Here is a 12,212-nt window from a genome sequence, read left to right as displayed (position 1 = left end):
TATGAATCGTCAGACAGATAAACTAAATAGGACTTTCCAACTTCAATGTCGATATCTTCGGAAACTTTTTGCTTGATATAAGCAGGTTTTTCAGTGGCTGATGCCACAGCGTTCCTTTGACTGGGCTCTAAGGTTTGAAGATATTCTTCGTAAGCGATGATACCGCCAGAACGTGTGAAATGGATCGTTTGACCGGCAGAAAGATCACCTTTCAGGCTTTTGAGAATTGTCAGAGTGCCATAAGTATAAGGCAGAACAATCTTATGTTTGATCTCATGAACGGTGCTTCCTCCCTCAATGGAACAAACTGTCGCTAAAACGACATCGGTGCTGGCCTGAATAAGCGTATCCTGATCCAGCGCGTCAGGGACAAATTCCAAAAGCAGATTCTGAATTTGAATCGAATCCGGATCCAGTTGGGCATAGGCGTCGGTATAGGAACAAGCCTGCAGATCAGCAGAAGCGGAAGATTCGTCAAGCTGAACCTGAGGGGCGGCGTTATTCCTGTCGACGGCGCAAGCAGCAAGCAGAAATGCACAGAGGAGAACAGTACCGGAATTCTTCATTGAAACACCTCCTGAAATTAAGCAGAATACATTATTTATCTAAAGTATAACAAAAATAAGACGGGAAGGGATCCAAGTTCATAAAAAGTTAAGAAAACAGGGATAACATTAGTCATATTAAGAACGTTAAATTGATAAGATTAGAGGACGCTGATCTGAAATGTGATTCATGAAAAAAATAGTGATTCTGACGTTGAAATCATCCTGTTGGACTTTCTATTTATGAAGATGGCTATTTCCTGCATCTGATATTTCCTTTTCTGCCGAGGCAGGTGCTGGATAAGCTCAAAAATCGTCAGTTATCACCGCTAAGGTTCAAATACAAAAAAATCAGACTTTCGTCTGATTGTCTTTTTCGTGGTCCCCGGGGCCGGACTCGAACCGGCATGGTATCACTACCGAACGATTTTGAGTCGTTTGCGTCTACCAATTTCGCCACCTGGGGAATTCATGTGCTTATTTATTATATCTGATCCCCAGAGTGAAATCAAGTAGAAATTAACACTTTTCCCCGTCGGCCGGTGTGAGCTTAACGCTGCGTTGCTTCATCAATCGGACAAGCCAGGCGCCGATACACAGACCGACAAGACAGCCTGCCAGAACGTCCGAGGGGTAATGCACGTGCAGGTAAATCCGTGAGAAGGCGATTAAAACAGCTCCGCCTAATCCCATCCATTTATAAGGGCCGCCATAAGCGAATAGAATCATCATCGCCGCAAAGGAAGTCGCGGTATGACCTGATGGAAACGAACTGGACGTCGGCATCGCAATCAGAGCCGGCAGTTCGGCATGCGTCATAAACGGCCGCGGCCGGTCGACCAGCTGTTTAATTACTAAATCGTTTAACGACCAGGTCAGCACGATGGCCAGAAGCAGAAAGGCGGCAGTCTGACGATCCTTCTTAATAAAGTAAAAATAAAATGCGAAGCAAATCCACAATGCGCCTAAATTTCCCCAGCCGGTAATAAAGCGCATGACCGCCGTCATGGCCGGAGATTGGAACACCTGTGTGATCCATTCCATAATCATGAAATCCAAAGGGAATCCCTCCTTCTTGAAACTATCCCTAGCATAACACAAAAGGGCGGTACTGATTCTTAAGAGTTGTTGAAAAAAACTTAAGAAAATAAAGAAAAAAGGCTTGGTTAAGCCTTTATTTACACATGGCGGAGAACATGAGATTCGAACTCACGGAAGCGTTGCCACTTCGCCACCTTTCCAAGATGGTGCCTTAAACCACTCGGCCAATTCTCCAAGTGCTTTTATATTATAGCGGATCCATATCGGGATGTCAAAGGTTTTAGCAAAATTCATAAGAAAAAGACGACTCAGCAGCCGTCTTTCTTACTTGTCTTTCAGATTTTGTTCAACGTTTCCTTCGTCTTTTCAATCATGGGATTAATCAGTCCGGCATATTTCGGAAAATGGTATTTGCAGTCGATCAATTCCTCGGTCAGCGTCATCAGCTCCTGTTTCAATTTGACAGTATCCATTGTGATCTGGGATTTTTCCAAGGCCATGGAGATCCGCGTACTGACCGCTTCAGCGAATTTGCGGTCCATCGCCTGCCGCAGATCGCTCTGATGAAACGGAGGTTCAACGTCAATGTCCTGCGCCAGATCCCACATCTGTTCAACGTCTTTATTCAGAATATCAAAACGGCGCAGGTAATCCTCTAAATGCGGCTGGCCTTTTTCCACTTCGTCGATGACGCGGGTGAAGTGTTTGGAGATTTGTAAATAATCCTGCTCCATTTGTTCCTCGCAATGCGGACATAAGGTGGATTCGCGGTTCGGCTCCAGACGTCGTCCGCACTGACGGCAATGTCTTCCGTCATTTTGCGGTTCGCTGTTTGTTTTGAACATTGTAATGAAGGCGCGGATCGTATCAATCAGCCAGCCGATTCCCATGACCCCAAATGTAAAGAAGTATAAAACTCCCAAGCCATATTGGCGGCGAATAAAGTGGTGAACGCCAAAGACTCCAAAAAAGAAGGTGATAAAAAACATAAGTATCGGATCATATTCTTCATGATCATTCATAAGGTAAACCTCCTGTGCAGCATATTTGCGTTTGTAAATACAGTATATCAGATTTATTTAAAAACAATCGGAAAAACTTATGAAGAATTTCGTAAGAAAGTGACTTTTCGGCGAAGCTGCAAGAAGAAAAGCGTTGTTCGCTGAGACAACCGTGACTGAATCCATTTGTCCTTTCTTTGGATTGAACTTTACTGGAAACAGAAACAAAACCTGATTTCGCCAGATAGGGTTAAAAAGACCACAGACAAAGAAAAGTTGATTTCCGCAAGAGACCCTTAAGAGAACTGTTCGCGTTCTTTTAGCTTTGCGAATAATCTTTTTATCATTTCCTTTAGGCGGATATTGATCTTCAGCGCCAACTTACACATGGAAAGCGGCACATTGCGGATGCCCGTTCCGATAGAATCGTCTTTTCGTTTTTCCATAATCGGCTCAAACAGACACAATTCAACCCTGGAAAATGAAGATAATTTTATGCTTAAACAGGATTGCCGCGGGAATGGAAGGAATGAAAAACAGGTTGTCTTTCATCTGCCGGATTTTTTGCGCCTGGTTTTCAGTAATCCATTGCTCGCCATGCAAGAAACATAAAAAAACCAAAACAAGTGAAAAAAGCAATGATTATTCTGACCGTTTGTTTTACTCTGAAAATTCAGCTTTCCTGTAAAATGAAGACAAAGCATAAAGGAGGAGATTATTATGCAGAAAGTCGCAGTTATTCATACCAGTCCGGTTTCGCTTAACGAGCTGAAAGCCTTGTTTGCGGAGTTGCTGCCGGAGGTGGAGATGATCAACATCATTGACGACAGTTTACTGGAGGAGGTCAAGCGCAATAATGGAATCACGCCGGGCATCGTCTCAAGGATGTGCCTGTATGGTCAGGCGGCGCAGTCGATGGGCGTGGACTTGATTCTGAACCAATGCTCATCCGTGGGTGAAAGCGCGGATATTGTGAAGCAGACTGTAACCTGCCCGCTGCTTAAGATCGACGAGCCGATGGCCGAGGAAGCGGTGCAGCTGGGAACGAAAATCGGCGTGATCGCTACGGTGGGTTCAACGATGAAACCAAGCTGCAATCTGATTCGTACAAAAGCACGGCAAGCAGGCAAAGCCGTGGAAATGAAGGAGTATCTGGTTGCCGGGGCACTGGATATTTTGATGAAGGAGAAGAATCAGGAAAAACATAATGAACTCGTGCTGAAAGAAATTAAAAAGGCCGAGCAGGAGTGCGATGTGATCGTTTTGGCTCAGGGGAGCATGACGGTGATGCTTCCCTATCTGGAGGGAATTTCCAAGCCGGTGCTGACCAGCCCGCGTAAAGCGGTGGAACGCGTCAAGCAGATGTTGGCGCAGCAGGCATGAGTTCTTTCGTTGACAAAGCACCTAAGATCGTCGTGCTCGATGACGATCCGACCGGGATTCAGATGGTTCATGACGTCGCGGTATATACATCGTGGGAGGAAGAAGCCTGTGAAAACCTCCTGCAGCAGAGTGAGGCGATGGTCTATATCCTGACCAACACCCGTGCGCTCAAGCCGGAAGCCGCGCGCTGCCTGCTGCGGGAATTGACGCAGAATCTGATCACGGCGTCCCGTCGAAGCAACATTCCTTTTTGGCTGGTACTGCGCTCGGATTCAACCCTGCGGGGGCATTATCCGCTGGAATCCGAAACGGTTCGCGCAGGACTCAGCGAGCATGGAATTGAGGTGGAGGGAGAAATTCTGTGTCCATATCTGCAGGGGATGCGAATCACGCGGAACGATATCCATTATCTGAAACAGGGAGGACAATGGCTGCCCGTCGGGGAAAGTGAATTTGCCCAGGATAAGACGTTTGGATTTCATGCCAGCGATCTCAAAGTGTATGTGGAAGAAAAGACCCAGGGACGCTATCCGGCTGTCTCCTGCCTGTCAATTTCCCTGGAAATACTGCGAAATCATGATGAAGCGGCAATTATGCGAATTCTGCGGCAGGCGCACGGCTTTCAGAAGATCATTGTCAACGCGGAAACGGATGACGATCTGCGCGCGTTGATCCGACCATTAAAGACGGTGCTGAAAGAGAAGGTATTCCTGTTTCGGACCGCGGCGTCTTTCTGTAAACTCTTTGCACAGCAGGATGACAAACCGCTGCTGGATCCGCGGGTTTGCGTGCAGCCGCAGAATCACAACGGCGGATTGATCGTCGCAGGCTCGCATGTCCAGAAAACGTCGCGTCAGCTGGAAGTGCTGCGCCAGAATTTATGCCTGGAAACGATCGTCTTTGATCAACATCAGATCCTGCAGGGCTCGCTGATGGAAGAAAGCGAGCGCTGCGCCAGACTTGTAAACCAAAAACTGGCGGAGGGAATCACGGTAGTTTTGCAGACGCGGCGGGAACGCGTGGATCTGCCGCAGGGGAGCGCGGAGGATCAGCTGCGGCTGACGCAGTCGATCAACGATCAGTTCATCCGGGTTGTTGAACAGCTGAATGTGCGGCCGCGGTTTATGATCACCAAAGGCGGGATTACGTCCAGCGATTGTCTGACGCGGGGACTTCGGGTCAGGCGGGAATGGGTATCAGGCCAGATTGAACCGGGAATCGGCGTGATTCGCTGTGATCGTGCCAGCCGGTTTCCCGAGCTGCCCGTTGTGATCTTTCCCGGTAATGTCGGGGAAGACGATACGCTGGCGAAGATCGTGGCAAAGCTGAATACGGCGCAGGCATAAGCCTTCTGTTCCCGTTCTTCGGATCATTCGCATTTGCGGGAAAAAAGCAATGCGGAGATTTCTCGATCAGAAGCCGCTGCCTCTTCCTTCCATAAACAAAAAAACAAGAAAACAAATAAAAACGGGAATCGAATTGCCGGATAACTCCTCCAGGCTAGATTCCCGTTTTTCCCGAGCTCTGCTTTATTTAAAAACGATTTTCATGATCCAGGAACACGCGCGATCCGGTTGCGCCTTTCTGCCCCTGGTATTTCCCGTTATACGGATTCAGTGCAGGCGCATCCATTTTCGCGAACACGAGCTGCCCGATCCGTCTGCCGGCCTTTAATTCAATCGCGCAGCGGTTCGCGTTATACAGCTCTAACGTGATTTCACCCTTGAAGCCCGGATCAACCCAACCGGCATTCTGAATGAACAGGCCCATTCTGCCTAACGAGCTGCGGCCTTCGACAAAAGCGGTGAGATCGTCAGGCAGATCGAAAAACTCCAGCGTCGTCGCCAGCACAAATTGATTTGGAAGCAGGATGTAGGTGTCGCAGGTGATCGTTTTATAACGGATTTCGTTTTCCATGTTGATCATCCCGGAAGGGGAATCCTCAACGACGCTGAAAGTATTTCCCAAACGGATATCCACGCTGGCGGGTTGAATCTGGTTGGGATCCAGCGGTGTAATTTTCAATGTTTCGGCGCTCAGCATGGCCTGCAATGTTTTGTCGGACAGAATCATTGGCTAACCCTCTTTCTTTACGGTTTTCAATCTGAATTCCGATTGTATTCATCATAGCACAGAGAACAGGGAGTTTTGACCTGTTTTTTTCGAAATGTCTGACTTTCTGGAAATTGAATGCGGATTGGTTTTATGCAATGAGCGGAATAAAAAAGTCCGCCGTTGTTCAGCGAACTTCTTTTTCTGATTCAGCGGCGGTTTTTTCCGTCTTTGAATCGGACAACAGTGTCAGATGAATCTTGCCGATCCGCTTGCCTTCCATCGACTGTACGGTGAAGCGCAGATTGCCGATCTGGATTTGCGGATGTTCATCGGGCTGCGGAATTTGCCCGAGCTGCTCGATCAGATAACCGGAGATTGTATCGTAATATTCGGTTTCCAGCTTGAAGCCCAGTGCTTTGTTCAGTTCGTCCAGATTCATCAATCCGTCGATCTGATATTCGTTGGCATTGAACTGAATCAGCTCCGGTTCTTCCTGTTCATATTCGTCATGCAGATCGCCGACGATTTCCTCGACGAGATCTTCCGTCGTCGTAATTCCGCTGAATCCTCCGAATTCATCAATCAGGATCGCCATCCGGTACTGCGTCTTCTGCATTTCCCGGAACAGTTCGGCTGTCGGCTTGCTGTCAGGGACAAAATAAGGCTTTTGCAGCAGCGATTCCAGTTTTAACTGATCGGTGTCGCCTTCGCTGATCGCGATCATTAAATCTTTTATATTCAAAATGCCGATGATGTTGTCGCTGTTTTCGCGGTACACCGGAAACCGGCTCAGACGCGTGCTCAGCAGGGCTTTCAACTGCGGACGAACGGGCTCGTCCATGTCGAGCATCACGACTTCCTGACGCGGAACCATGACGTCGCGTGCGGTTTTATCGTCAAAGGTGAAAACCGAATCGATCATTTCCGTCTGCGTGTCGTCAAAGACGCCGCTGGCCCGGCCGCTGTGGACCAGCGAACGGATTTCTTCCTCGCTGACTTCTTCCTCCAGATTTTCCGTCTTCATTCCCAACAACCGCAGGAAACCGTTGGTCGACAGGGAAAGCAGCTTGATAAACGGCGAGAGTACGCGCGAGATCACCAAGATCGGCTGTACGCACATCAAACTGAACTGCTCCGCTTTCTGCAGTGCGATGCGCTTGGGCACCAGTTCACCGAAGACCAGCGTGCAGTAGGAAAGAATAATCGTGACCAGCACCACCGCGATCGTCGAACTGTACGGGATGCCATACTGTGCCATCCATCCGCCCAGCACCTGCGAAATGCCGGTGGCGGCGGAGGCGCTGGAGAAGAAGCCTGCAAAGGTGATCGCTACCTGAATAGTAGACAGAAACTTCGTCGAGTCGTCAAACAGTCCTTCGATCAACCGGGCTTTTTTGTTTCCTTTCTCGGCCAGCATTTTAATTTTGTTTTTATTCACGGAAACGATAGCCATTTCCGCGCCTGCGAAGAACGCGTTGACTAACGTAAGAAGTACCAGCAGCAACAGCTGCATGGCGATGGCGTTACCGCCGGGATCTGATGCCATAATCATCCTCCTAAACTGATAGCCAGTATATCAGAATTGCGGCTAAACCGCAAATACAGCGGAGCCGGTTTGTCTAATTCAGACAAAAAAAGACGTTTCCCAAGCGGTGCGGGAACGTCCTGAAGAGACACGGAAGGTTAAGCTAAATTGAATACCGCCAGAAGAAATGCGATTCCCAACAGGAGGTAACCACAGTAAAGCGTCAGCTTTTCCTTTTGATTATAGGGGATGCCCTGACCGGCGACGCAGCGCTTGTTATAGAAGATCTTGGAAGCGATCACCAACGCCAGACCGAGGCCCAGTAAAATAAATGCCATGTGTATTTTCTCCTTTTAAACTATTCCGATGAACCATACGGCCAAGACGAAAACCTGAGGCAATCAGGCTGATCCACGGCCGGCGTGGTTGACAGAAGCAAGCGGAACACGAAACGCGTTGTCCGCGCAGTCCTGTTTATTTCTTCGATACGTTTTCAAATGCAGTCAGAATCTGCGGCTCACTCATTTGTTCCGGCTGGTCTTTGATCCAGCTGACGACGTCTTTGTAATGCAGCAGTGCAAACTCGCTTCGGGCATGCGTCAGATCCGCGGCGTCGGGAAAGGCACAGAGGCCGGCGCAGTCCACGCCGCCCAATGCCTGACGCTGATATTGGCAATGTTGACGCAGTCCGTCGGCAGGATTGGGAATCCGGAAGTTTTTTGTCGTTTCCGTCTGCGGGCGGCTGACGATCCAGTGCTTGTCGTTCGGCTTGCCGCTGATCTGACCTTCGCTGCGGACGTCGCGGATTACGAAGGCGCCGCGGGTGCACAACAGGGTAACATAGGTCTGGGCGACATGTCCATTTTGATCCAGCACGGAATTGTAAAGCAGCCGGTGGAAGCCCAGCTCCTGTTTCAGCCAGCTGCTGACGGACAGGTTCTGGCGGAATTGATAGCGCCAGAAGTATTCAAGATAGTTAGCGAATAACGCCGGATACAGCGTTTTGGTATAATGCTTGTGCAGCCGGAACGCCTGGAACACAGCCAACGCCAACAGAACGGTGATCAGGCCATACAGAATGACATCCATTTAACAGATTACCCCCTGTTTGAAGATTGCGATGCTGCGCAGATCGCTGATTTCATTGCGTGTTTTCTTTCCTTCCAGCACGGCGATCAGATCTTCGACCAGCTGGCTTGCCGCCTCGTCCAGCGTGACGCCCTCCGTCAGGATTCCGGCGTTGAAGTCGATCCAGTGCGGCTTTTTCGCCGCCAGTTCGGAGTTGGTCGAAACTTTGTAAGTTGGAATGAACCCGCCAAACGGCGTACCCCGGCCGGTCGTGAACAGCACGATCTGGCAGCCGCTGGCGCCCAGCGCCGTGGTTGACACGAGATCGTTGCCTGGCCCATACATGAGACTGACACCTTTTTTCTGGATCGGCTCGCCATAGTCGAGCACATCGCGGATCAGCGCGGTTCCGGCTTTCTGGATGCAGCCCAGACTTTTTTCCTCCAGCGTCGTGATGCCGCCAGCCTTGTTGCCCGGGGATGGATTTTCATAGACAACCTGATGATTGGACAGAAAATAATCCTTAAAGCGGTTGATCATCGCGACGAGTTTATCAAACGTTTCCCGGTCAGCGGCCCGATTCATCAACAGCTGTTCCGCCCCGAACATTTCCGGGACTTCGCTGAGCACGATATTCGCGCCGTAGCTGGACAGAAGATCGGAGAACCGCCCCAGCAGCGGATTGGCAGTGATCCCGGAATAGCCATCGGAACCGCCGCATTTCAAACCGAAGGAGAATTCGCTGAGATCGCAGGCTTCGCGCTGATCATGGCGCATGACCTGATAAATCTGCTCGAGCAGCTCCACGGCGCTGTGAACCTCATTTTCAACGTCCTGGCAGTTCAGGCAGCGGATGCGCTCCGGATCGATCTGTTCCAGCGTGTCGTAAAACGGTTTCAGCTGATTGTTTTCACAGCCCAAACCAAGCACGAGCACGCCCCCGGCATTGGGATGGGTGACGATGTCCTGTAAAATTTTTACAGTGTTGCGATGATCCTGTCCCATCTGCGAACAGCCGAACGGATGATTAAACGTGAAGATCCCGTCGATATCATCCAACGGATGACGCTGGCGGAAGGCGTTGACAATGTTGCGGGCGGTATCGCCGATGCAGCCGACCGTGACGATCACCCACAGCTCGTTGCGGATTCCGACTTTGCCGTTGGCGCGGCGGTAGGCCATGACGGAACGCCCCTGGGGACGTTTGACAATCGGGTCACAGACCGGATCATATTGGTAATCAAGCGTTCCGGACAGCCGGGTTTTCAGGTTGTGACTGTGGACCCAGTGTCCGGCTTCAATGTCACCGGTGGCCTGACCGATCGGCTGGCCGTATTTGATGACCGGCTGACCGTCTGGAATTGTTGCACAAGCGAATTTATGACCGGAGGGGATGTCGTCCAGCAGGGTGATTCCGTTGATGATTTCTCCGGCGGATAACGGTTCCAGCGCGACGATCACATTGTCGTTCGGCTGGATGTGCAGCGTTTTCTTCATGCAAGTCCCTCCTTTTTTAACGCTTCGCGAAGGCCGAGCGTCGTGAGCGAACGGATGATTTCAGTCAAACGTTCCGTGATGTTGTTCATCGCTGCCAATTTGCCCTGCCAAAGCGGCAGCTGGAGCAGCGCGCTGATCGTTGCCTGCGGCTGGCGCTCATCCCAGTTTTGCCAACAGGCCAGGACTTCCGGGCTTTCGCTGATCAACGGCGTGCCGTCTGATTTCCGCCGGCTCAAAAGGACGATCAGCGCGGCGAGCGAGAAACAGGCATGGGGGGCCAGCGCTTTATGCGTATCGTAATAATGCCGCATCGCCGGCAGATCGCGGGTATTGAACTTGGCGATTGAATTGAGCGAAATGCTCATGAGCTCGTGGCGGATATCCGGGTTTTCAAAACGTTCAAAAACGTCGTGAGTAAAGGATTTTAATTCACTTTCGCTGAAATTGAGCGAAGGCCATACCTCTTCCTTTAAAAAGGCTTCAAGGAAACGGCGAATCTGCGGATCTTCAACCGTTTCCTTTACGGTTTCCAGTCCCCCCAGTAATCCTAAGGGAACCATCGCGGTATGCGCGCCGTTGAGGATCGCGACTTTGCGGTCGCGGTAAGGGGCCAGATCGTCGGTAAAGATAATGTTTTGATTTAACTGATCCAGCGGCAGCACGGAGCGCAGCGCGGGATCGCCCTGAATTACCCAGCTGTGATAGATTTCACCCTTGACCAGACAGGCATCGTGATAGCCGAGCTGTTCTTCCAGCGCCGCCGCCTGATCTTTCGGATAGCCCGGTACGATGCGGTCAACCAGCGTATTGTAAAATCGGTTGGCGTTCTCAATCCAGTCCAGAAAAGCCTGCGGTTCGCCTTGTTCGCGGGCTTTGCGGCAGACGATTTCTTTCAGCGTGTCGCCGTTGCGTTCAATCAGCTCACAGCACACGATATCCATGCCGCTTTCCGGCGTGCCCTTTAACGACTGGAAGCGATGCTTCAGCACGGCCAGAACTTTGCCGGGGAAGCTTTGCGGACAGACGTCCAGGGTCACGTTTTCGTCTGTATAGGCGATTCCCGCTTCGGTGGTATTTGAGATGATCACGCGGCATTGCGGATCCGCCGCGCGCTGTAAAAGCGCTGGGTAATCGGTGTAGGGATCGATGCCCTGTTCGATCACGTCGATGATTCGCATCTCACGCGTTGCCGTGCCTTGTTTTTTTCCTTCTAAAAGCAGCGTGTATAACCCGTCCTGTTCCATTAAGTTTCTGACCCGCCCATGCGGCCTTGGCTGAACGACGCAGACGCCGCCGTTGAAATCGGTTTTCTCATTCAGCTGAGAAATGAAATCATCGGCAAAGGCCCGCAGGAAGTTTCCTTCGCCGAACTGAAGAATGCGCACCGGCCGCAGCGGCCGGGGATGATTTTGACGATTTAAAGATTCCATCATTGATTACTCCATTCTTTTTTTCCATTTTATCATGTTTAACAAGCGTCCACGGCAGGCAAACAGGCAGTTTATTCCGGTAATTTTTTATGTTTTCATTTTAACGAAGTTTTTTGCCTGATTTTTGTTTTCATTCTGATGAAGTCTTGAGAATGAACAAATGGGCAGCCGCTGCGGAATAATCAGAAAAATGATCAAAAGTCCCTCTTTATCCTTTATAATAAAATCATTAACGTAAGAATGAGAAAATCAGAACAGGAGAAAAAGATGCTTGGACAAATTGTCACGGTCACAGTCGATCGAAAAATGGGAACGCGCCATCCAAAGTATCCGGATCTGATCTATCCGGTAAATTATGGTTATATCCAGGGGATCCCCGCGCCCGACGGGGAAGACCAGGACGCGTACATTTTAGGCGTTGATGAACCTGTGAATGTGTTTACGGGAAAAATCATCGCGATCATTCACCGAAAAGACGATGTGGAAGAAAAATGGGTTGTGGTTCCCAGGGAACAAACCTTATCCAAAGAAGAAATCATGGAGCAAGTCAAGTTTCAGGAACAATATTTTGATATTGTCATTGAAATGGAGAAATTGATTGATCAACCGAAAAAATCTGATCTGAAAGTGTTCTGAACGATCCTTTTACAGGGGATGTTTTTATGAG

At 49.8% G+C, this 12,212-nt stretch carries 12 protein-coding genes and 2 tRNA genes; 3 read left to right on the top strand and 11 right to left on the bottom strand.

Annotated features, from left to right (window positions below):
* The 5 genes from AC5OW4_RS11960 to AC5OW4_RS11940 all read right to left on the bottom strand — a co-directional run.
* The coding region (locus AC5OW4_RS11960; RefSeq protein WP_493677004.1) for a hypothetical protein at nucleotides 1-566 on the bottom strand (566 nt) is incomplete at its 3' end.
* Between the two features lie 358 nt (nucleotides 567-924).
* Nucleotides 925-1,011 (bottom strand) — tRNA-Leu (locus AC5OW4_RS11955).
* A 53-nt stretch (nucleotides 1,012-1,064) separates the two neighbouring features.
* Nucleotides 1,065-1,595 (bottom strand): phosphatase PAP2 family protein, encoded by a 531-nt coding sequence (locus tag AC5OW4_RS11950; RefSeq protein WP_072685064.1) that lies wholly within the window; start codon nucleotides 1,593-1,595, stop codon nucleotides 1,065-1,067.
* A gap of 135 nt (nucleotides 1,596-1,730) precedes the next feature.
* Nucleotides 1,731-1,820: transfer RNA gene (locus tag AC5OW4_RS11945), tRNA-Ser, on the bottom strand.
* 101 nt (nucleotides 1,821-1,921) lie between these two features.
* Nucleotides 1,922-2,608, bottom strand: a complete 687-nt coding sequence (locus AC5OW4_RS11940) for a TM2 domain-containing protein (RefSeq protein WP_229056717.1) — start codon at nucleotides 2,606-2,608, stop codon at nucleotides 1,922-1,924.
* 699 nt (nucleotides 2,609-3,307) lie between these two features.
* Here AC5OW4_RS11940 and AC5OW4_RS11935 point away from each other — a divergent pair.
* Nucleotides 3,308-3,970, top strand: a complete 663-nt coding sequence (locus AC5OW4_RS11935; protein WP_195395423.1) for an aspartate/glutamate racemase family protein — start codon at nucleotides 3,308-3,310, stop codon at nucleotides 3,968-3,970.
* Complete coding sequence (locus tag AC5OW4_RS11930; protein ID WP_195395422.1) at nucleotides 3,967-5,316, top strand: four-carbon acid sugar kinase family protein; 1,350 nt, start codon at nucleotides 3,967-3,969, stop codon at nucleotides 5,314-5,316. The genes AC5OW4_RS11935 and AC5OW4_RS11930 overlap by 4 nt, the downstream gene beginning before the upstream one ends.
* A gap of 187 nt (nucleotides 5,317-5,503) precedes the next feature.
* On the opposite strand, the gene dcd is transcribed toward AC5OW4_RS11930, so the two are convergent.
* From dcd to AC5OW4_RS11900, 6 genes are all read right to left on the bottom strand, one after another.
* Nucleotides 5,504-6,043 (bottom strand): dCTP deaminase, encoded by a 540-nt coding sequence (gene dcd / locus AC5OW4_RS11925; RefSeq protein ID WP_072684974.1) that lies wholly within the window; start codon nucleotides 6,041-6,043, stop codon nucleotides 5,504-5,506.
* A gap of 166 nt (nucleotides 6,044-6,209) precedes the next feature.
* Nucleotides 6,210-7,571, bottom strand: a complete 1,362-nt coding sequence (locus AC5OW4_RS11920; protein ID WP_195395421.1) for a hemolysin family protein — start codon at nucleotides 7,569-7,571, stop codon at nucleotides 6,210-6,212.
* 137 nt (nucleotides 7,572-7,708) lie between these two features.
* Nucleotides 7,709-7,888 (bottom strand): hypothetical protein, encoded by a 180-nt coding sequence (locus AC5OW4_RS11915; protein ID WP_072684976.1) that lies wholly within the window; start codon nucleotides 7,886-7,888, stop codon nucleotides 7,709-7,711.
* 136 nt (nucleotides 7,889-8,024) lie between these two features.
* Entirely contained in the window at nucleotides 8,025-8,639 is a 615-nt protein-coding gene (locus AC5OW4_RS11910) for a hypothetical protein (RefSeq protein WP_195395420.1), read from the bottom strand.
* The gene (locus tag AC5OW4_RS11905; protein ID WP_295770252.1) at nucleotides 8,640-10,115 is read right to left on the bottom strand and encodes a UxaA family hydrolase; all 1,476 of its coding nucleotides are present in this window, start codon (nucleotides 10,113-10,115) and stop codon (nucleotides 8,640-8,642) included. It lies immediately after the preceding gene.
* Nucleotides 10,112-11,545, bottom strand: a complete 1,434-nt coding sequence (locus AC5OW4_RS11900) for a tagaturonate reductase (RefSeq protein ID WP_295770250.1) — start codon at nucleotides 11,543-11,545, stop codon at nucleotides 10,112-10,114. The genes AC5OW4_RS11905 and AC5OW4_RS11900 overlap by 4 nt, the downstream gene beginning before the upstream one ends.
* Before the next feature lie 267 nt (nucleotides 11,546-11,812).
* Here AC5OW4_RS11900 and AC5OW4_RS11895 point away from each other — a divergent pair, with 267 nt between their 5' ends.
* The gene (locus AC5OW4_RS11895; RefSeq protein WP_195395417.1) at nucleotides 11,813-12,181 is read left to right on the top strand and encodes an inorganic diphosphatase; all 369 of its coding nucleotides are present in this window, start codon (nucleotides 11,813-11,815) and stop codon (nucleotides 12,179-12,181) included.
* Nucleotides 12,182-12,212 lie beyond the last annotated feature (31 nt).

The sequence above is a fragment of the Holdemania sp. genome, assembly GCF_986127675.1.
Note: the sequence above shows the minus strand (reverse complement) of the source record. Positions and strands in the feature narration are given on the sequence as shown.